This window comes from Pseudoruegeria sp. SK021 (genome assembly GCF_002119405.1).
In the GTDB taxonomy this organism is placed as follows: domain Bacteria; phylum Pseudomonadota; class Alphaproteobacteria; order Rhodobacterales; family Rhodobacteraceae; genus Meridianimarinicoccus.
This window is the reverse complement of record NZ_MTBG01000003.1, coordinates 85296-105415: the sequence shown is the minus strand read 5'-3', so window position 1 is coordinate 105415 and position 20120 is coordinate 85296. Positions and strand designations below refer to the sequence as shown.

Annotated in this window: 20 protein-coding genes and 1 tRNA gene; 10 read left to right on the top strand and 11 right to left on the bottom strand. The window is 60.9% G+C overall.

Annotation, left to right across the window (positions count from 1 at the left end; translation table 11 throughout):
* Nucleotides 1-230: 230 nt before the first annotated feature.
* Both BV911_RS04115 and BV911_RS04110 read left to right on the top strand, forming a co-directional pair.
* On the top strand, nucleotides 231-1406 hold the full coding sequence (locus BV911_RS04115; protein WP_086052324.1) for an efflux RND transporter periplasmic adaptor subunit: 1176 nt from the start codon (nucleotides 231-233) through the stop codon (nucleotides 1404-1406).
* Entirely contained in the window at nucleotides 1403-4543 is a 3141-nt protein-coding gene (locus BV911_RS04110) for an efflux RND transporter permease subunit (protein WP_086052323.1), read from the top strand. Before BV911_RS04115 ends, BV911_RS04110 begins: the two co-directional genes overlap by 4 nt.
* A gap of 23 nt (nucleotides 4544-4566) precedes the next feature.
* Here the strand turns inward: BV911_RS04110 and BV911_RS04105 are convergent, their stop codons facing one another.
* Nucleotides 4567-5253 (bottom strand): fumarylacetoacetate hydrolase family protein, encoded by a 687-nt coding sequence (locus BV911_RS04105; RefSeq protein WP_086052386.1) that lies wholly within the window; start codon nucleotides 5251-5253, stop codon nucleotides 4567-4569.
* A 324-nt stretch (nucleotides 5254-5577) separates the two neighbouring features.
* Between BV911_RS04105 and BV911_RS04100 the strand changes: the two genes are divergently transcribed.
* Complete coding sequence (locus tag BV911_RS04100) at nucleotides 5578-7194, top strand: rhodanese-like domain-containing protein (RefSeq protein ID WP_168183971.1); 1617 nt, start codon at nucleotides 5578-5580, stop codon at nucleotides 7192-7194.
* A 111-nt stretch (nucleotides 7195-7305) separates the two neighbouring features.
* On the opposite strand, the gene BV911_RS04095 is transcribed toward BV911_RS04100, so the two are convergent.
* Entirely contained in the window at nucleotides 7306-8736 is a 1431-nt protein-coding gene (locus BV911_RS04095) for an NAD-dependent succinate-semialdehyde dehydrogenase (protein ID WP_086052321.1), read from the bottom strand.
* Between the two features lie 241 nt (nucleotides 8737-8977).
* Between BV911_RS04095 and BV911_RS04090 the strand changes: the two genes are divergently transcribed.
* From BV911_RS04090 to BV911_RS04075, 4 genes are all read left to right on the top strand, one after another.
* Complete coding sequence (locus tag BV911_RS04090; protein WP_086052320.1) at nucleotides 8978-9970, top strand: DnaJ C-terminal domain-containing protein; 993 nt, start codon at nucleotides 8978-8980, stop codon at nucleotides 9968-9970.
* The gene (locus BV911_RS04085) at nucleotides 9970-10302 is read left to right on the top strand and encodes a chaperone modulator CbpM (protein ID WP_086052319.1); all 333 of its coding nucleotides are present in this window, start codon (nucleotides 9970-9972) and stop codon (nucleotides 10300-10302) included. Before BV911_RS04090 ends, BV911_RS04085 begins: the two co-directional genes overlap by 1 nt.
* A 126-nt stretch (nucleotides 10303-10428) precedes the next feature.
* Entirely contained in the window at nucleotides 10429-10767 is a 339-nt protein-coding gene (locus BV911_RS04080) for a YqjD family protein (protein ID WP_086052318.1), read from the top strand.
* Between the two features lie 12 nt (nucleotides 10768-10779).
* Nucleotides 10780-11220: a hypothetical protein gene (locus BV911_RS04075; protein ID WP_086052317.1), complete on the top strand. Its 441-nt coding sequence runs from the start codon at nucleotides 10780-10782 to the stop codon at nucleotides 11218-11220.
* Nucleotides 11221-11235: 15 nt separating this feature from the next.
* Here BV911_RS04075 and modC read toward each other — a convergent pair whose 3' ends face one another.
* From modC to BV911_RS04055, 4 genes are read right to left on the bottom strand one after another with little or no spacing between them, the layout of a single operon-like run.
* Nucleotides 11236-12318: a molybdenum ABC transporter ATP-binding protein gene (gene modC / locus BV911_RS04070; protein WP_086052316.1), complete on the bottom strand. Its 1083-nt coding sequence runs from the start codon at nucleotides 12316-12318 to the stop codon at nucleotides 11236-11238.
* Entirely contained in the window at nucleotides 12315-13037 is a 723-nt protein-coding gene (gene modB, locus BV911_RS04065; protein ID WP_086052315.1) for a molybdate ABC transporter permease subunit, read from the bottom strand. Before modB ends, modC begins: the two co-directional genes overlap by 4 nt.
* A gap of 3 nt (nucleotides 13038-13040) precedes the next feature.
* Nucleotides 13041-13934, bottom strand: a complete 894-nt coding sequence (gene modA, locus BV911_RS04060) for a molybdate ABC transporter substrate-binding protein (RefSeq protein WP_240512137.1) — start codon at nucleotides 13932-13934, stop codon at nucleotides 13041-13043.
* Between the two features lie 3 nt (nucleotides 13935-13937).
* Entirely contained in the window at nucleotides 13938-14330 is a 393-nt protein-coding gene (locus tag BV911_RS04055; RefSeq protein WP_086052314.1) for a winged helix-turn-helix domain-containing protein, read from the bottom strand.
* Nucleotides 14331-14581: 251 nt separating this feature from the next.
* Here BV911_RS04055 and BV911_RS04050 point away from each other — a divergent pair, with 251 nt between their 5' ends.
* Nucleotides 14582-16357 (top strand): SLC13 family permease, encoded by a 1776-nt coding sequence (locus tag BV911_RS04050; protein WP_086052313.1) that lies wholly within the window; start codon nucleotides 14582-14584, stop codon nucleotides 16355-16357.
* A gap of 112 nt (nucleotides 16358-16469) precedes the next feature.
* Here BV911_RS04050 and rplI read toward each other — a convergent pair whose 3' ends face one another.
* The 5 genes from rplI to BV911_RS04025 all read right to left on the bottom strand — a co-directional run bounded on the left by rplI (nucleotide 16470) and on the right by BV911_RS04025 (nucleotide 18548).
* A complete protein-coding gene (gene rplI, locus BV911_RS04045; protein WP_086052312.1) occupies nucleotides 16470-17087 on the bottom strand; it encodes a 50S ribosomal protein L9 in 618 nt (205 codons plus the stop codon).
* A gap of 11 nt (nucleotides 17088-17098) precedes the next feature.
* The gene (gene rpsR, locus BV911_RS04040) at nucleotides 17099-17326 is read right to left on the bottom strand and encodes a 30S ribosomal protein S18 (RefSeq protein ID WP_086052311.1); all 228 of its coding nucleotides are present in this window, start codon (nucleotides 17324-17326) and stop codon (nucleotides 17099-17101) included.
* A gap of 26 nt (nucleotides 17327-17352) precedes the next feature.
* A complete protein-coding gene (rpsF, locus tag BV911_RS04035; protein ID WP_086052310.1) occupies nucleotides 17353-17712 on the bottom strand; it encodes a 30S ribosomal protein S6 in 360 nt (119 codons plus the stop codon).
* A 366-nt stretch (nucleotides 17713-18078) separates the two neighbouring features.
* A tRNA-Ala gene (locus tag BV911_RS04030) sits at nucleotides 18079-18154 on the bottom strand.
* Between the two features lie 79 nt (nucleotides 18155-18233).
* Nucleotides 18234-18548 (bottom strand): TIGR02300 family protein, encoded by a 315-nt coding sequence (locus BV911_RS04025; protein ID WP_086052309.1) that lies wholly within the window; start codon nucleotides 18546-18548, stop codon nucleotides 18234-18236.
* 173 nt (nucleotides 18549-18721) lie between these two features.
* Here BV911_RS04025 and BV911_RS04020 point away from each other — a divergent pair, with 173 nt between their 5' ends.
* A complete protein-coding gene (locus BV911_RS04020) occupies nucleotides 18722-19426 on the top strand; it encodes a M48 family metallopeptidase (protein ID WP_086052308.1) in 705 nt (234 codons plus the stop codon).
* Nucleotides 19423-20106, top strand: a complete 684-nt coding sequence (locus tag BV911_RS04015; RefSeq protein WP_086052307.1) for a GntR family transcriptional regulator — start codon at nucleotides 19423-19425, stop codon at nucleotides 20104-20106. Before BV911_RS04020 ends, BV911_RS04015 begins: the two co-directional genes overlap by 4 nt.
* Nucleotides 20107-20120: the final 14 nt, after the last annotated feature.

Below are 20120 nucleotides of genomic sequence, written 5' to 3'. Positions count from 1 at the left end.
ATGTCTCTCGTCGTCTCGGGGCGGGGATGGGCTAGCCGCCGTTGGGTCTTGGGGGTGCAAAATCCGGGCAGGGGCGTGATGATTTGCAGCGGAAAACGGCGCCTGATGTCAATTCCGGCAATGACAGGAAAGTGAAGGTGCCGTACCGTCGTTTTTTGCTATTTCAAAATAATGTTTGCCCGTACGATCTGCTTGCCGGTCGTTAGCAAGACCCGGTGGAGTTCTGGTCAATGTTTAAGTTTTTCGGACAATTACTGATCGCGGTCGGGATCGTCGCAGCGACTTTGGCGATTTGGGTTGCCTTCGTGCCGGGCGCGATGCCCGTCCTTCACAAATATGGCGTCGCCGATCTGTTGGGGTTGGAAGACGTGGCTGAGGACGGCGCTGGGCAAGGGGGCGGTCCTCGGCGTGGCGGTGGGGCCGTTTCGGTGATCACGGCGGCGGTTCAGGGGGCGGTGCTGAATGATCGGGTAACGGCCATCGGGGATGGCCGTGCACTGCGTTCGGTGGCGGTCCGCTCGGAAGCCGATGGTCTGATCACGGGGCTGTATTTTGCCTCAGGTGCGCGGGTCGAAGAGGGCGATGTCATCCTGCGGCTTGCGGACGAAGCGCAGGTCATCGCCTTTGAGCGCGCCCGTCTGGTGTTGGCCGATGCCAAGGACGAACTGGATCGGTTTACCCGGCTACAGGGGGCAGGCACCGTGTCTGGTGTTCAGTTCCGGGCCGCGCAATTGGCGCTTGAGACCGCTGAACTGGCAGTGCGCGAGGCCCAGTATGATCTGGATGAACGAACGGTTCGCGCCCCGATTTCAGGCTGGATCGGTCTGTTGACGGTGGGCGAAGGGGATCGCCTGAGCAGTGCCACCGAAATTGCCGTCATCGATGATCGGTCGCAGATTCTGATCGATTTTCGGGTTCCTGATCGCTTCGTTCGCTCCATTCGCCCCGGCACCCCGATACAGGCGACCCCGCTGTTTGATCCGTCTCTGACCTTGGATGGCGAGGTTCGTGCGGTCGACAATCAGATCGACCGGGCCAGCCGGACCCTGAGTGTTGAGGCGCGGATCGATAATGAGGGCGACAGCCTGCGGGCCGGGATGGCCTTCTCAATTGCGATGGAGTTTGAGGGCGACCGGTATCCGGCCATTGACCCATTGGCGCTGCAATGGTCGAGCGAAGGATCATTTGTCTGGGCTGTGCGCGACGACAAGGCCGTGCGCGTCCCGGTGGTGATCCGGCAACGCAACAGCGATTCCCTGTTGATCGAGGCCGACCTGCACGAGGGCGATCTGGTGGTCACCGAAGGGGTGCAAACCCTGCGGCCCGGCAGTGAGGTCAGGATTGCCAATGCGCCCACGGCGCAAGCGGATGGTGTGGCTAAGGCCAAGTCGGAGAACGATACATGACGCCGGTCAGCCCGCCACCCTCTGAACAAGATAGTCTTCCGGCCTCTGGCAGTTCCGGCACCGCCCTGTTCGTGCGCCGGCCAATTCTGGCGTTTGTGCTGAATGCGTTGATCGTGATCGCCGGGGTCGCAGGCTTGGTCGGGGCGGAAATTCGCGAACTTCCCGATGTTGACCGCCCCGTGGTGTCAATCACCACCGATTTTACCGGTGCATCACCGGAAACCATCGACCGCGAGCTGACCAGCCGGATCGAAGGGGCGGCCGGGCGGATTGCCGGGATTAAGGCCATCTCGTCCAATTCCCGGTTCGGGCGCAGCCGGGTGACGCTGGAATTCAATGACAACGTCGATATCGACATTGCCGCCGCGGATACCCGGGATGCGATTGCCCGGATCCAAAACGGATTTCCCGAAGATGCGGACGATCCGCGCATCGTCAAGGCGGATGCCGATTCCCAGCCCATTCTGCGGATCGCAGTGACCTCGGCCACGCGCTCGCCGCAGGATCTAACCCAGATCGTACAAGACCGCATCGAGGACCGGTTGATTTCAATCGATGGTGTGGCGGATTTACAGGTCTATGGAGATCGCAGCCCGATTTTTCGGGTCGACATCAACCAGTTGGAACTGGCCAGTCGCGGTCTGACCCTTGCAGACCTGCGGGCGGTGTTGTCGGATGCCTCGTATGATGCGCCATCAGGGGACCTGAGCGGCGATCGCCAGTCGATCAACGTGCGGACCACGGCCTCCATCGTCAGTCCGGACGCGTTTGAAGCGTTGGAAATCCGGGATAATGTCTTTGTCCGGGACGTGGCGACGGTCACACTTGGTCCGTCCCCGAATGAAACCGTACTGCGCGCGAATGGGCAGACCGGGATCGGCATCGGTGTGATCCGGCAAGCCACCAGCAACACGCTGGAAATCTCGGCAGGGGTTCGTGCGGTGGTGGCGGACCTTATGACCACGCTTCCCGACGATGTTAGCATCTTTGTCACCAGCGACGATGCCGTGTTCATCAACGGATCGATTGAGGAGGTTATCAAATCGTTGGGTCTGGCGATTCTAATCGTGATCGCGATCATTTTTGTCTTTCTGCGCGATGTTCGGGCGACGTTGATCCCGGCAGTGGCCATTCCCGTGGCGCTGATTGGCACCGTTGCTGCGATCTATCTGGCGGGGTTCTCCATCAATATCCTGACCTTGCTGGCGCTGGTTTTGGCGACGGGCATGGTGGTGGACGACGCGATTGTCGTTCTAGAAAACATCGTTCGCCGCCGGGCGCAGGGGATCGGACCCCGGGCTGCGGCGGTTCTGGGCACGCAAGAAGTGTTTTTTGCGGTGATTGCCACTACGGCCACGCTGGCTGCCGTCTTTGTGCCGCTGTCTTTCTTGCCCGGACAGGCCGGCGGTCTGTTTCGTGAGTTCGGCTTTACGCTGGCCATCGCGGTGTGCCTGTCTTCGTTGGTGGCGCTGACCCTGTGCCCGGTTCTGGCCAGCAGGTTCTTGACGAAGGACATGGAGGCCGGCGCGGCGCGCGGACCACTGGCGTGGCTTGGGCGGGTTCTGGGCGGCTTTTACGCCCGCACATTGCGCTGGGCTTTGGCGGCGCCGTTCATCGTCATCCTGATTGCGATTTTGTTCGCGGCCACCGCCACAATCATGGCGGGAAACATTCGTCAGGAACTGACCCCGCCAGAGGACCGTTCCGTGGCGCTGTTGCGGGTCTCGGCGCCGCAGGGCGTGTCCTTGGCCTATACCACGTCGAAAATGCGCGAAATCGAAGACTTGCTCGCGCCGCTGCGTGCGTCGGGCGAGATCGCCAACATCTTTTCGATCACCGGGTTTGGTGGAACTGACAACGGCGGCTTCATGGTGATGTCACTGGCGGAATGGGATCAGCGCGCCCGCAGTCAGCAAGACATCGTGGCCGAGATCAATGGCAAGTTGCGCGGTGTGATTGGGGTTCGTGCTTTTGCAATTCAGCCGAATTCATTGGGCATTCGGGGGGCTGGGAATGGTCTGAGCTTTGCCGTCACCGGCAGCAATTACGACCAGTTGGCCATCGTGGCGCAACGTCTGGTCGAGCGGATGCAGGACAACCCTGATTTCGGCGACACGCGTCTGGAGTTTGAGACGACGCAGCCGCAGTTGTTCATTGAGATCGACCGGGCCCGGGCCTCTGATCTGGGCGTCGATATTGCGGGCTTGGGTGAGGCGCTTCAGGCGGTGTTGGAAGGGCGCAGCGTTGGTGAGGTTTTCATCGACGACAAAAGCTTCGACATCCAGATGCTGACAACCACGACCCCGGTGAATGATCCCGGCGATCTGGAGAACGTCTTTGTGCAGGCCGGGGACGGCAAGATGATCCCGCTGTCCAGCTTTGTCGGCTTGGAAGAACGCGCTGTCGCCCCTGAACTGGAACGAGAGGGCCAGAACCGCGCAGTCACGATCTCGGCAAGTCTGACACCGGCGATGTCCTTAGGGGCGGCAATGACGGCGGTGCAGGCCTTGAGCGACGATATCCTGTCCGATGAAAACCGGATCGTTCCTCTGGCAGAAGCGGCGACGCTGAGTGAAACCTCGTCCGGAATGCTGATGACGTTCGGCTTTGCAATTCTGATCGTCTTTTTGGTTCTGGCGGCGCAGTTTGAAAGCTTTATTGCGGCGATTGTGGTGATGTCGACGGTGCCGTTAGGGCTGGCCTGCGCGGTCTTTGCGCTGGCCTTTACCGGTCTCAGCATGAACGTTTACAGTCAGATCGGCTTTGTGATGCTGGTCGGGATCATGGCCAAGAACGGCATTCTGATCGTGGAATTCGCCAACCAGTTGCGCGATGAGGGCGAAAGCCTGTTTGACGCGATCTTTAACGCCACCACCATCCGGCTGCGCCCGGTGATGATGACCATGACCTCAACGGTTCTGGGCGGCGTGCCGTTGATCCTGTCCACCGGTGCCGGTGCCGAAGCGCGTGAGGCGCTGGGATGGGTGATCGTTGGCGGTTTGGGCTTGGCGACCGTGTCGACGCTGTACCTGACCCCGGTGGCCTATTTGCTGCTGGCGCGGTTTTCCAAGCCGAAAGCCGAAGAAGAGCAGCGCCTGCAACGGGAATTGCGTGCCGCCCATTCGGCCCGGGTCTGACCGGGCCGAGACGATGGGCGACCTCAGATCACCGTGACTTCGAACTGACCGACACCGTCGATTGCGCCGACCAGCACGTCGCCCTTTGCCACCGGGCCGACCCCGGCGGGGGTGCCGGACAAGATCAGATCGCCAGCGGCAATGTCATAGTACTGGGACAGGTAGGCGATCATTTCCGGCACTTTCCAGATCATCTGGTTCAGATCGCCGCTTTGACGCAATTCCCCGTTTTGGTGCAGGGTAATCGCGCCTGCGGTCGGATGTCCGATCCGCTCAGCCGGGATTAGCGGCGACATCGGGGCCGAGCGTTCAAACGCTTTGCCGATTTCCCACGGGCGGCCCATCTTTTTCATTTCGGATTGAAGATCGCGTCGCGTCATATCCAGCGCGATGGCGTAGCCGTAGACATGGTCCATAGCCTGCTGCACCGGGATATCGCGCCCGCCACTTTGCAGGGCTACGACCAATTCAACCTCAAAATGCACATCTGAGGATTTTTCCGGATAGGGAAATACGCCGCTGGTGTCGATGTTATCCGGATTCTTCTGGAAAAAGAACGGCGGTTCCTTGTCCGGGTCATGCCCCATTTCAATGGCATGATCGGCATAGTTGCGGCCAATACAGTACACCCGGCGAACCGGAAATAGATCCTCCGTGCCGGTGATTGGGCTGACAGCCTGAGGGTGTGGTGGGATGGCGTAGGTCGGCATGAAGGCATCCTTGATGGTCTGGCGCGGCCATGGAAATCGAATGTTGCCGCCCGGGTCAAGGGCACCCACCTGAGCACGCACGCATTAAGGTGTGCCGGGCGGAAGCATGGCTGCGCACGGGTTGGGCCCGCCAAAGGTTTTGACCCCGCATTGCCCCTACACCATCGACGTCCGGTTGGCCCATCTGTACGCGGTCAGCCTTGTTTTGCGCGCCGTATCACGAGCGTTCTTCGTTAGAGTGCCGCTGTCGGTTTTTACACGCGACCGGAGGGGTGGTCTGCTGGTGCCTGCCTCGAAAGGCTGTATATGTCACCAATGATGACGATGCCGACAGAACCCGACCTTAAAATAGCCCAAGCGAACACCGCGATTGCCCGTATCGATCCGGTCCGCGCTTTACAGCAGATCCTTGCCGGGCAAGAGCTTGCCTTCCTCGATGTGCGCGAAGATGGCGAAATCGCAGCGGGCCATCCGTTTTTTACCGTCGCCTGTCCCTACAGTCGTCTAGAGACCGAGGTTGCTGCGCTGGTGCCAAGGACGACGGTTCCGGTCCTGCTGCTGGATGGCGGGGATGGCATTGCCGACCGCGCAGCAGCGGCCTTGATCGATATGAATTACACGCAGGTCTCTGTGGTCGCAGGTGGCTTTCCGGGCTGGTGCCGTGCCGGGTTGAGCTGGGGGGGCGGTGCGCAACTGTCGGCGCAAGCCCGGGCCGAGATGCCCGTCGCGGGCGCCGCTGTGGACAGCATTGATGCCGACACCTTGGTGTGCTGGCAGGCGTCGGGCCAGACTGTCTGCCTTGTGGATTGCAGCGCCGAGGAAGATTTCAGTCAGGCGACGGTGCCGGGGGCGCGTTGGCTGCCGACGCTGGAATTGGCGTGTCGATTGCCGGCGTTGACGGATGCGGAGACCTGCGTGGTGCTTAGTTCGGTCGGCAATAACGATGCCCTGACCGGCGCGTCCTTGTTGGCGCTGAGCGGATTCAAGGGCCCGGTCGCCCTTCTGGAAGACGGCAGTTGTGGCTGGGCGCTGTCGGGTCGGGATTTGGCACGCGGCAACCGGTCTGTTGCCTTGCCTGAGCTTGACCGCCCGGCTCAGGTGAACGTGCGGGCGGCAGCAACAGACGTATTGTCGTCGCACCACGTGCCGCTAATCGGACACCGCGGCATTGATGCCCTGCGGTGTGATCCGCACCGAACCACCTTTCTGTTCGATATCCGCAGCCCCGCAGAAGCAAAGGCCGACCCGTTGCGCGCGTTTACGTGCGTACCAGGAAGCAATCTGATTGCAGCGACCGCGCAGTGGATTGGGGTTCGGCGCGCGCAGGTGGTGCTGGCCGATGATCTGGGGCTGCGCGGGGCTTTGGCTGCAATCTGGCTGCGGCAGTTGGGCCATGATGTCCATGTCGCGTTGGTTGACGATGATCTGCGGTCCATGCGGGCGGTTCCGGGGGCGGCGTTTCGGATCGAAGCCCCCGAATGCAGCGCCCGGGACGCGCTTCATGCGGTCTGGTCGGGCAAAGGACGGTTCTTGGACCTGCGCCCGTCCACGGCGTTCCGCGCCGGTCATGTTCCGGGGTCGACGTGGTCGGTGCGCCCGCGCCTTGCGGCCTTGGCCGCCGATCCCCGGCGGCCCTTTTATATCATTGCAGACGGCGGTCCCGGGGCTGGACTTGCGACGCTGGACTTGCTGAATTTCGGCCATGGCATCAGCCATGTGATCGTCGGCGGCTTTGAAGAACTCAAGGCCATCGGTGCGCCGGTAGAATCCAGCCCTGGCGTGCCATCGCGGCGCGCTGCGATCGACAGTGCGATCAATGATGCGCCGAACTATCAGTCGATCTTGAAGGGCGGTGACGACGCCATGCGGCAGTTTTTGGCATGGGAAAAGGCCCTTCTCGGCCAGTTGGACCACCCCGAGCAGGCTGAATTCGGGACGTGATCGCCCGGCGTGTGCCGGGCGATCACTGTCTTGGGCCGGATCCCGTCACAGCCAAAGCCCTTCGACGGCCAAACTGCCTAACGGCGGTGATCGCACTTAGGCAGCATGGTCTCACCACTCCGCCGAAATGTATTGGGATTCCATGAATTCCAGCATCCCCTCATGCCCACCTTCGCGGCCAAGGCCGGAGTGCTTGACGCCGCCGAATGGTGCCGCCGGATCGGAAACAAGGCCCCGGTTCAGGCCGACCATGCCGTATTCCAAACGCTCGCAGACCTGCATTCCGCGCGTCATGTTTTCGGTAAAGACATAGGCAACCAATCCGTAATTGGTGGCATTGGCCCGGGTGATGACGTCGTCTTGGTCCGAGAAGGTCTGGATTGCAGCAACGGGGCCGAAAATCTCATCCCGAACACAGTCAGAGTTCGGGTCCACATTGGTCAGGACGGTCGCCGGATAAAAGAACCCTTTTCCGTCTGGCTGCGTGCCGCCCAACCGAACCGTCGCGCCGCGCTTGACCGCATCGGCAACGAAGGCGGCAACCTTGTCGCGGGTGTCGGCGTTGACCAACGGACCAAGGGTGACGCCTTCGTCCAGACCATTGCCCATCTTCAGGTCCGCCATGGCGGCGATGAATTTGTCGGTAAAGGCTTCCGCCACGTCCTCATGAACGTAAATCCGGTTTGCAGCCGTGCAGGCTTCGCCGCCGTTGCGCATCTTGGCCAGCATCGCACCGGTCACGGCCTTGTCCAGATCGGCGTCTTCAAACACGATCAGCGGCGCGTTCCCGCCCAGTTCCATCGCCGGTTTCAAGACCTGATCTGCCGCCGATTTCAACAGCTTAACCCCGACTTCGGTGGATCCGGTAAAGCTGATGACCCGCACCCTGGGGTCTTGCATCAAATGATCGACCAGCGCGCCGGTGTTGCGCGACGGCAGGACGTTGACCACCCCTTTGGGAACGCCCGCTTCTTCCAGCAGGGGCATCAGCGCCAGCATGGTCAGCGGCGTTGCCGAGGCAGGCTTGATGATCACCGGACAACCGGCAGCCAAGGCCGGTGCGATTTTGCGGGTGCCCATGGCCGCTGGAAAATTCCAGGGCGTGACCAGAACGGCGATCCCGGCGGGCTTGTTCTGAACGATGATGCGCGCACCCGAAGCGGGGGCATGGGTGATCATCCCGTCCGAGCGCACCGCTTCTTCTGCGAACCAGCGGAAAAACTCGGCCGCATAGGTGGCTTCTCCCAAGGCGTCCGGATAGGCCTTGCCGTTCTCCAGCGTGATCAGGCGCGCGAAGTCGGGCAGGCGTGCGGTCATCAACTCGAACGCTTTGCGCAGGATCTCGGACCGGGCGCGGGGGGTGCGCGAGGCCCAGTCAGCAAACGCAGATTCGGCAGCATCCAAGGCCAGATCGGCCTCGGCAACATCGGCCGAGGCCACCGAGGCGATGATCTCTTCCGTCGCCGGGTTGATCACATTGAACCGCTCGTCCCCGGTGCTTTTGCACCACGCACCATTGATATAAAGGTCGGTATTGTCCATCGCTTGCTCCATGATCTGAGGCGGGGTCCCATCGACACATAGGCCGGACGGGTGCGGATTTGTAGCCCTGCGTGAAGACGGGCTTATGCCGCATTGCGGCCCCGCACCGTGCAACAGAACGCGCCCGCCTCGGATTGCGCTGACTTCTTGAAGCGATTGGCGCACACGGACTTCCGATGGGCAGCAGCCTGTGCCATGATCGGGGCAACCGGGGCTGGGCCCCAGAATTCAGGACGACCTTATGAGTGACGACCCCTATGCGGCTCTTGGCCTAACCAAATCTGCCAGTGCCGAGGATATCAAGAAGGCGCATCGCAAACTGGTGCGCAGCAGTCATCCCGACCTGCATCCGGATGATCCCAATGCCGAAGCACGATTCAAGGCGGTGTCCTCGGCCTATGACCTTTTGAAAGACCCTGAAACCCGCGCAAAATTTGACGCCGGAGAAATCGACGCCAGCGGGGCAGAACGTCATGATCGCGCCGGTGCGGGGTATTATCGCGACTATGCCGGGCGCGGCCAAGGCGGGGCCCGAGCCGGTGCCGGGGGGGGCTTTGCTGGCTTCGACGGCGATCCGGGCGATATATTTGCTGAAATGTTGCGTCAGCGGGCAGGGGCCGGCGGCGGCGGCCAATCCGGGTTTGGTGGCTTTGGATCGGGCTTTGGCGGCGGCGGCGGCAGTTTTCGCAGCGCGGGCACCGATGCCCGATATTCGCTGACGGTCGGGTTTCTGGATGCCGTGCGCGGGACCAAGGTTCCGATTACGCTGCCGGACGGCAATGCGCTGGAAGTCACGATCCCGGCGGGAACACAGGACGGCCAAACGCTGCGGCTGCGCGGCAAGGGTGGTGCGGGCATGGGGGGTGGGCCAAATGGCGATGCGCTGGTCAGCTTGACGCTGCGGCCGCACCCGGTCTTTCGACGCGATGGCGACGATATCCTGATGACTCTGCCGATTACCCTGGATGAAGCGGTTCTGGGCGGCAAAGTGGCGGTGCCGACCATTGACGGACGGGTCAATGTGACGATTCCAAAAGGTGCCAATTCCGGCCAGCAGTTGCGGCTGCGCGACCGGGGCGTTGCGGGCAAAGGCGGAACGCGCGGCGCTCAGAAGATTGAATTGCGGATTGTGACGCCGGCAGAGATCGATCCTGAACTGGCTGAGTTTATGGAGCGCTGGCGGACCGATCACGCCTATGATCCACGCAAGGATTTGTTCGAAGGAGAGGGGTAATGACCGACCGCTATTCCGAAGATGAGGTTCTGGCCGCGGTGACCCGGCTGACCCGGTCCCGTCTGGTGACATATGTCGAGGCCGAAATCGTCATGCCGTTGCACACGCCACAGGGGCCAGTGTTTCAACGGGCCGATCTGGCACGGCTGACCTTGATGTGCGAACTGGCAGAGGGCTTTGATCTGGACGAGGATGGGCTGGGCATCGTGCTGTCCCTGATTGATCAATTGCATCAGGCGCGGCAGGACCTGCATTCGGTGGCGCAGGCGGTTGCCCAAGAACCCGAAGCGGTGCGGCACCGAATTGGCACCCGCCTATTTTCTTTTCCGTAGCACGAAAGTTTGTCGTTTGCTTGGGTGGAACCGAACCCCGGACGCGACGTTGATTACCCAGACACGAGCGGGATGCACCCTGCTAGAGATGTCCACCATCACAATTTATAATTCAGGATGACTGACATGAACACGGCAACCAACATGGACAAATCGCTTCCTTCCTCCAGCGCCAACAAATCCCGCGACCTTGAGAACGAAGTGAACAAGGCCCGCAATGATCTGACCGCATTGAAGAAGACTATCGGAGACTTGGGGAAGGAAAAAATGGACGCGCTGAAAGGTATGACGGACGATCTGCCGGACGAGTTGATGGAACGGTCGCGCGAGGCGATTGCCGATCTGCGCAAGCAAATCACTGTGCTGGAGCGTGACCTTGAGAACCGCGTCCGTGAAAAGCCGCTCGCATGGCTGCTTGGTGCGGTTGGTGTCGGCGTGGTGCTTGCTGCCATTCTTCGCCGCTAACGGGCGCGCAGTATGTCAACTCTTCTGACAGGACTGGCTGGGCTTGCCGCCGCCAAGGTGACACGCAGCATCAAACGTAAAGCTCGGAACACCGAGCTTTACGCCGTGGCGGGCTTTTGCGCCGCAATTGCATTCTGCCTGATTGTGACAGGATTGATTGTGGTTCTGGCCCCTTACTGGGGATGGGCGGGGGCGATCTTTGCGATGGCTGGCCTGATGCTGGTCTGTGCCGGAATAGCTTATGGTGTCGTGCGCTATCTCGCAGCGCGCGATCGCCAAGATGATCGCCAATCCGGCAGTGGTCTGGGTGCGGTCGGTGCCTTAGCGGCACTGAAGATGCTTCCCTCATTGCGGATGCCGCGCGGCAAGACGCCCCTCGTTCTTGGCGCTCTTGCCTTGGTCGCGACAGTGGCCGTGGTCGCGACAATGGGTGGCGATGACGATGACGCATGATCGTGATCCCGCGATCTACGCATCGGCATCGTGCTGCGGCGGTGCCGGGGCGACGCGGATGTCGGCCAAAATCGCATAGCAGGCGGTCTGACGGGACAATTCAAGCAACTTGACCGCGCGCTGTGGCATCCGCGCCACCACGGTGCCCGCGCCGGCTGCCAAGGTGATGGTGGCAAGCGGCCCTGACGCCACGTCTAGATCGGTGATCACGACAGCCAAGGTGTTGAGAGACGCGGTGGTGTCGGGACGCTTGTGGGCGATCACGATGCTGTCAGCTTTGATGGCGACGCGGACGGCATCCCCGACACTTAATCCAAGGTTCGACACCCATAACGTGCCGATGGGTGTTTCGATTTTCGCCATGCCATCGGCATCCTGCTGGCAAATGCGGCCGCGAAGAATGGTTATGGGGCGCTGCGCCGGTAACAGGTCTGCCGCCGTGCCGACCCCCGTAAGTTTTCCTTGATCGAGTGAGACAACGGTGGTCGCCAAACGGGCGACCTCGGATGGTGCGTGGCTTACATAGAGAATTGGAATGCGTGTCGTATCCCGCAGCCGTTCCAGATAGGGCAGGATGTCATCCTTGCGCGCCTGATCCAACGCCGCCAATGGTTCGTCCATTAACAGTAATTGCGGTCGGGACAATAATGCGCGGCCGACCGCGACGCGCTGTTTTTCGCCGCCCGACAAGTCGGCAGGATGACGGTCCATCAGCGTCGTCAGGCCCAGCAGATCCGCGATTGCTGGCAGAGTTGCTTTCTCTCCAGCTCGATTGCGGGTCGATCCTGCAAACCACATGCCATACCGCAGATTTTGCCGGACGGTGAGATGCGGAAATAAACGCCCGTCCTGAAAAACGTATCCAATCCGGCGGCGATGGGGCGGGGTCCAGTGGCCGGTGTCGGTGTCAAACAGAGGTACACCATTCAGGGCAACCCGACCCCGGTCCGGGCGCAGCAATCCGGCAACGGCGTTAACGATGGTGGTTTTTCCTGAACCGGACGGACCAAATAAAGCAGTCACTCCCGACGCAGTGTCGAAGGCGACATCAAGGGTAAAGTCGTCGAAGTGATGGGTTAGCTGGACAGATAGGGTCATCTGCGGGACGTCCTTCCTGACAGCTTGCGGGTCATTCGCCGGGCCAACACCTCTGACAGCAGAACTGCGATCAGAGAGATGGCCACCGAGACCGCCACCAACCGCAGCGCCGGGCCTTCGCCGCCGGGCACTTGCAAGAAAGCGTAGATTGCGGTTGGCAAGGTGCGGGTTTGCCCGGGAATGTTCGCGACGAAGGTGATCGTGGCCCCAAATTCGCCCATCGCCTTGGCAAAGGCCAGAATCACACCGGCCAGAATCGCGGGCAGGATCAATGGCAGGGTGATGGTCAGAAAAATCCATAGCCGTGAGGCCCCCAACGTGGCGGCGGCGGCTTCAAGGCCCGGGTCGACAGCTTCGATCCCCAGCCGAATGGCGCGCACCATCAGGGGAAAGGCCATGATCGCGGCGGCCAGCGCGGCCCCAGTCCAGCGAAACGCAAAGACCAGCCCGAAGGTCGATTCCAGAAAACCACCCAAGGGGGCCCGGCGTCCGAAGGTGAGCAACAGCAAGTAGCCGGTGACAACGGGCGGCAGGATCAACGGCAGATGGACCAGCCCATTCAGGATCTGGCGACCGGGAAAATTGCCGCGCGCCAGCGCGAGGGCCACAACGACCCCAACGGGAAGGCTACAGAGTGTGGCCCAGAACGAGACTTTCAACGACAGCGCGACTGCTTGCCATTCCTGAGGGCCGAGCCACGCTGCGATCCCGCCTGACATGAATCAGCCCGCCTGCCCAAAGCCGTGGTCTAAAAAAATAGCAGTGGCTGTGGGGCTCTGAAGGTAATCCAGAAAGGCCCGGGCCGCATCCGGCATCTGGCTCTCGGTAATGACAGCGCCGGGATAAACAATCGGCGCATGGCTGTCTTCCGGGAAGGTGGCGATCACGCTGACATTTGGTTGGATGCGGGCATCGGTGGCGTAAACGATGCCGAAGGGCGCCTCGCCGGTGGCGACCATGGCAAGGGCACCGCGCACCGTGTCCGATTGGGCCAAACGGCTCACGACCTGATCCCAAAGGCCAAGATGGGTCAGGGCAGTTCGGGCATAGATGCCCGCAGGCACGCTTTCAACCAAGGCGGTGGCCAGATATCCATCACCCAGTAGCCCGGACAAATTTAGCTCCGGCGAAAGGACAACGGGCAACTGGTCCCCCCCATGCGCAATCAGTACCAGTGAATTTCGCCACAGGTCCCTCCGGGTGTCCGGCAGGATAAAACCATCTTCCGCAAGGACATCCGTCCAATCCACATTTGCCGAGAGAAAGACATCCGCCGGGGCGCCTTGCTGAATTTGTCGGGCTAAACTGGCGCTGCTACCGGGGGCGATCACGGCGGTATGGCCGGTTTCGGCCTGCCAAGCGGTCGCGGTGCGTTCCAAGGCAGTTGTCAGGCTTGCGGCGGCAAACACCACCACGTCCTTGGCGCTGGCCTGACCCGGTGCGCCGGTCAGCGTCGCGATCAGCGCGAGCGCGACAATGGGCCGGAAGAGGGCAAAGGACCGAAACGAAATGGCGTGGCTCCTTATGGCATCTGGCGGGGGAACGTGGCGTAGGGATCGCGCGGCCTTGGGGTCTATTCTGGCCAGATTATCGCAATCGACACATGCTCGATGCAAGCGTTATTTCTGTCCGGCTATATCGCTACGCATTGCGGTCAGCGCCGTTATCTGCGGCGCGCCCGCCTGTTGGGTTTGACGTTCAAGATCGCGATAGATGGTCAGAACGCGCTGGCCGGTTTGGGTCAGCCGAGCGCCGCCACCTTTAGGGCCGCCCCGCGTGCTTTCGACCAGCGGTTCGCGAAAGGCGGCGTTCATGTCATCCACCAATTGCCAAGCGCGTTTATAACTCATCCGCATTTCTCGCCCTGCCGCCGAGATGGACCCATGGGCCAAGATCAGCCCGAGCAAGTCGATCTTCCCCGGACCCAACATGCCGCCATCGGGAAAAACAAGCCGTAGGCGCAGACGCGGCGTGTCAGGGTGGGGCGGCACAGAGGGCAGGACATCGGACATGCCACAACGTTTCCCGTCCGGACGGCGTTTGCAAGCATCCGTGTCGTAGAAATAAGACCCTGTGTGGCCGATACTCCGGTATCATGCACCGGTAGGGACAGTTCGGGAGGCCAGGCGGCGCCATAACAAAAGCTGGTGAGGTCGCTGATGGGTCCGCGACCGAAATATCTGATACACGATAGGATTGGTCGTGTTAAAGCAGCCTCATCCCCGACTCGGCTGTCGTGGGGGGCACAAGAAGGAATGCGCCGATGACCTGGGATCAAATGGTGATGCTGGCTCTGGTAGCTGTGGTTTTTATTGGCTTTATCGTGGAAATTTATCCTCCCGAAGTGATCGCCTTAGCGGCGTCTGCGGTCTTGATCGCAACCGGGATGATCTCAACGAACGATTTTCTATTCGTCTTCAGCAACAGTGCGCCGATCACCATCGCCATGATGTTCATCATCAGCGCCGCGTTAGAACGGACGGGGGTTCTGGAAACGCTGGGCGACATGATGCGGAAACGGGCGCGCGGGTCGGTGCTGCGGGCGTTGCTGTTGATGATGGTCGGCACCATGGCCGCGTCGGCATTCATGAACAACACGCCCGTTGTGGTTCTGCTAACCCCGATCATGATTTCGGTCGCGGCCAGTTGTGGCGCGTCGCCATCCAAGTTTCTGATCCCCCTGTCTTATTCGGCGATTTTCGGCGGAACACTGACATTGATCGGCACCTCGACCAACATTTTGATGAGCGGCGTCGCGATCAAGGCCGGGCAGCCGCCGCTGACCATGTTCGAGATGCTGGGGCCGGGCTTGGTCTTTTCGGCAGTTGGCATGGGCTACATGATCTTTGCAGGGCGCTATTTGTTGCCAGAACGGCAATCATTGTCCAGCCTGCTGGGGCAAAGCGGCAAGCGGCAGTTCATTGCCCGTCTGCTGATCCCGGCCGGGTCGCGCTATCTTGGGAAACCGTTGTCGGCCTTACCGTTTGCGTCCGGAGAGGCGCGCGTGTTGGACGTGATCCGCGGTGAGACATCGTTGCGCCGTGAGTTGGCGACCTTGGTCCTGAACGCCGGGGACCGCTTGGTTGTCAAGACTGACACCGGCGCCATTCTGGGTCTGAAAGAGAATGGACAGGTCGAGTTTCGCGATATCTCGGATCAGGGATTCGAACCGGTGGCGGCAGAGCAAAGCATTCGTATGGAGGCCAGCATCGGTCCGATGTCGCCGTTGCTGGGGCGGGCCGTTGGCGATTTGCGCCTGCGCCGGAATTATGGCGTCTATGTCATGGCAATCCATCGCAACGACCAAAACATCAGTGCCGATCCTGACCGGACCCGCCTGCAATTTGCCGATACCCTGTTGCTGGAAGGGCCGGCGGATGGCATCCGCAGATTGGTCGAAGATGGCGGCGTCGTGAACCTGTCGGCACCGTCAGGCAAGGCCGTGCGCCGCAACAAAGCGCCCATCGCCATTGCAACCATCGTAGCGGTTGTCGGCCTGTCCGCCTTTGATGTGCTGCCGATTGCCGGCTTGTCGCTGATTGGTGCGGTTGTGGTGATGATGACCGGCTGCGTCGACCCGGAGGAAGCGTTTGACGCCATCGACTGGCGCATCCTGTTTCTGATTTTCGGGATGTTGGGGCTGAGCCTTGGAATCGAACAGACCGGCACGGCGACCCTGATCGTGACCTCTGTGGTCGGCGCGCTGCAGGGATTTGGGCCGCTGGCGGTGTTGGCTGCGGTCTATCTGCTGACCTCTACGCTGACCGAAATGATCAGCAACAACGCGGTGGCGGTGTTGATCGGGCCGATTGCCATCGGATTGGCGGTGCATCTGGGTTTTGATCCACGCCCATTCATCATGGCGGTGATGTTTGCTGCCAGCGCCAGCTTCGCCACACCAATCGGCTATCAGACAAACACCTTTGTCTACGGGGCCGGGGGCTATCGGTTTCGGGATTTCGTGGTGGTGGGCCTGCCGTTAAACCTGCTTTTTGCCGCCGTGGCGATCCTCATCCTACCGCTGTTTTATCCGTTCTGACCGGCGGCGCGTGATCGCGCCTGACATCCAAACGAAATGGGGTGGCCGCTGATGCGGCCACCCCATGTGGTTTTGGTCATCATGTGCCGGGCAGGTGTCGCCCGGCCATAAATCAAGCGTCGTCGTCGAGACGAGGCTGAGGGGTCCGGTCGCCGCTTTCGTCGTCGTCCATTGCCGCACCACCAATATCGTCGAACAGTTCGGCGATCTCGAAATCGGCTGCTGCTTCTTCTTCGGCAGCCAGTTCGCGGATGGTTTTTCCCGAAGCCTGCAATTCGGCTTCTTCGGCGGAACGAGCAACGTTCAGCGTGATCGTGATTTCGACTTCTGGGTGCAGCGTGACGTGCACGTCATGCAGACCCAGATCCTTGATCGGACGGCTCAGTTGAACCTGCTTCCGGTCGAGGGTGAAGCCGTTGTCGTTGGCTGCATCGGCGGCGTCGCGGGTGCTGACCGAGCCGTAAAGCGCGCCAGAATCCGACGCCGAACGAATCACGACGAACTGCTTGCCGTCGAGCTTTGCGCCGACCTGTTCTGCTTCTTTCTTGGTCTCCAGATTGTCCGCTTCAAGCTGAACTTTCTGGTCCTCGAAACGGGCAATGTTGGCCGCACTTGCGCGCAGGGCCTTGCCTTGAGGCAGAAGGAAGTTGCGGGCATAGCCCTGTTTGACCGACACCACTTCGCCCATTTGGCCGAGCTTGGCGACGCGTTCCAGTAGAATGACATCCATCGGTGCGCTCCTTACTTCACGGCATAGGGCAGCAGGGCGAGGAAGCGAGCGCGTTTGATCGCACGGGCCAGCTCACGCTGCTTTTTCGCCGAAACGGCGGTGATACGGGACGGAACGATCTTGCCGCGCTCAGAGATGTAGCGTTGCAGCAGGCGCGTGTCCTTGTAGTCGATCGCGGGGGCATCCTGACCGGAGAACGGGCAGACCTTGCGGCGACGGAAAAATGGTTTGGTAGCCATGATTTAATATCCTTCCTGCGCGCGGATCAACGACGACGATCGCGGTCGCCGCGATCCCGTTCGTCACGTTTCTGCATTTGGACCGACGGTCCTTCGGGATGTGCGTCAACCTTGATGGTCAAGACGCGCATCACGTCGTCATGCAGGCGCATCAGGCGTTCCATTTCCTGAACAGCCGGCGCCGGTGCGTCGGACTTCAGAAAGGCGTAGTGGCCCTTGCGGTTCTTGTTGATCTTGTAGGCCATCGTCTTGACGCCCCAGTACTCACTTTCAACGACGCTACCGCCGTTGTCCGAAAGAACCGTGGAGAAATGCTCGACGAGACCCTCGGCCTGCGTATTCGACAGGTCTTGGCGCGAGATGAAGACATGCTCGTACAGCGGCATGTGCGATTCCTTATTTACGGGCGCATTTCATAGAACGGGACGACCCTTCCGCGCCCGTTCACGAGAGCCTGCGCCAAGTTGCATTGTGCGGAAGTTGCGGCGTTATACCGGTTGGTGCCGCATATGCAAGCGAAACCCGGTGTCGGCACCACGGTCAATCTCGATCCCCGGCGCTTCGTCAACGGATCGCAGGACCGGCCAATCATTCGGTGGCGTTTTGGGTGATCATATTCGCATCCGCGCGTGCCGCTCAAAACATGGGGCAGGGCAGGGAAGCACCGCGCCATGGCGGACGCCAGACGCATCCATTTGGACGCGATAGTTAACCGACTGTGATTGGGTAAAATTCATTCCACTGTGGTGGAATGGTGGAGCCTAGGGGGATCGAACCCCTGACCTCTTGCATGCCATGCAAGCGCTCTCCCAGCTGAGCTAAGGCCCCAATTCTGTGGTCGTTTCCGGCCACAGCGCGTCTTTAAGGAAGGTCCGGGGTGACTTCAAGCGAAAAATCACCCTGATCTTCAATGATCGTCATCGTCTCCGGCAACGTCAGCAATATCGTCCAGCGATACATCCTCGTCGTCGTCATCATCGTCGAGAACATCATCGCCCAGATCGACATCGGTCGAATCATCATCATCTTCGAGGACGACATCTTCTTCTTCGACAACCGCTTTCGGCTTGGCCTTCTCGGCGGCCATACCGCGGGATTTGCCGGTGTCGAGGGTGACCACTTCGCCGGTATAAGGGCTGACGATCGGAACGCGGTTCATGTCATAGAACCGTTTGCCGGTCGTCGGGCAAAGCCGTTTCTTTCCCCATTCTTCGTTGGACATCGGTTCAGGGTCCTTTCATTCACTTGCGTCAAGATGCAAAAAGGCCTCGTGCCACATGAAAAGTCTGGTGTCAAAGGCTTTCGCGGACCGATTCCGGGCTGGAAGATGAGCCCGCGACAGGGGCAGACAAGCCCGCGCCGAGTTGCTAGGATTTGCAAAAAATGGAGCAGAGAATGGCCAAAGGCGGAGAGCGTCTTGTGCTTGCGGGCGATCCTGTGATTGAAGTCTGCTTGCGCCGGTCCGCGCAAACACGTCGATTGTCGTTGCGGGTGTCGCAGTTGGATGGCCGGGTGACCTTGTCGATGCCGAAGAAACTGAAGCTGCAGGCGGCAGAAGAGTTTCTGGCTGAAAAGGCCGATTGGGTGCGTGGGCATCTGTCTGCGCGCCCCCGGGAATTGGACCCTTGTCTTGGCAGCATGGTTCCGGTGGAAGGTCGCGATCGGCTGATCGTGCCGGGGCCGGGACGCTTGGTGGCACTGACGCCTGATGGGGGGCTTCAGGTGGCCCCGAACCGGCCCGTGGCGCCGCAGGTGGCGGGGTTTCTGAAGGCGCTGGCCCGGGAACGTCTGGCCGAGGCCTGTGACCGCTACGCCCACCGCCTTGGCCGGCCTTACGGGCGGCTGACCCTGCGGGATACGCGCTCGCGCTGGGGTTCTTGCACCAGCAGCGGCAATCTAATGTTTTCATGGCGACTGGCCATGGCCCCCCCAGAGGTGCTGGATTACGTCGCTGCGCATGAGGTAGCACATTTGCAGGAAATGAATCATTCCGAGGCATTCTGGCAGGTCGTCGAAGGCTTGTGCCCCGATTACCGTGCCCAAAGGCGCTGGCTTCATAGTGCCGGCACTGATCTGCATATGATCCGGTTTCCATCGTGACAGAGCGGGACAATGCGGGGGGCGGGACGCCAAGACCACGGCCGCTCGCCGGGGACAGCCAGACATCGGCCCACGATCGCCTGTACCGGACCCTGCGCACCCGAATCCTGCATGGCGAGATTGGCCCGGGCGAGCCGCTGACCCTTCGCGGTCTTGGGGCTGAGTTTGGCGTGTCGATGACCCCGGCACGCGAGGCAATCCGGCGATTGGTGGCCGAAGGCGGGCTGACACTGTCGTCGTCGGGCCGGGTCAGTACCCCGGAACTGTCCAATGAACGGATCGAAGAACTGGCGTCGATCCGGGCGCTGCTTGAGCCGGAATTGTCATCGCGCGCATTGCCGCGGGCGCATCAAGCGCTGATCGAGCGGCTTGAGATCATCAATCAGGCAGTGGCGCGAAGCGTGGCTGCACATGATGCGCAAAGCTACATTCGGTCCAATCTGGAATTTCACCGCACGCTGTATTTGCGGGCACAGGCCCCGGCGATTCTGGCAATGGTTGAAACCGTTTGGCTGCAACTCGGTCCGACGATGGGAAAGCTGTACGGGCGTTTGAACCGAACGGAACCGCCCCGTGGACACAGGTTAATTCTGGCTGCGCTGCACGCGGGCGATGAGCCGGGGCTGCGCATTTCGGTTCGAGCAGATGTCACCCACGGGTTGCGGATGCTGCTTAGCTGAGGCCGGTTTCAGCC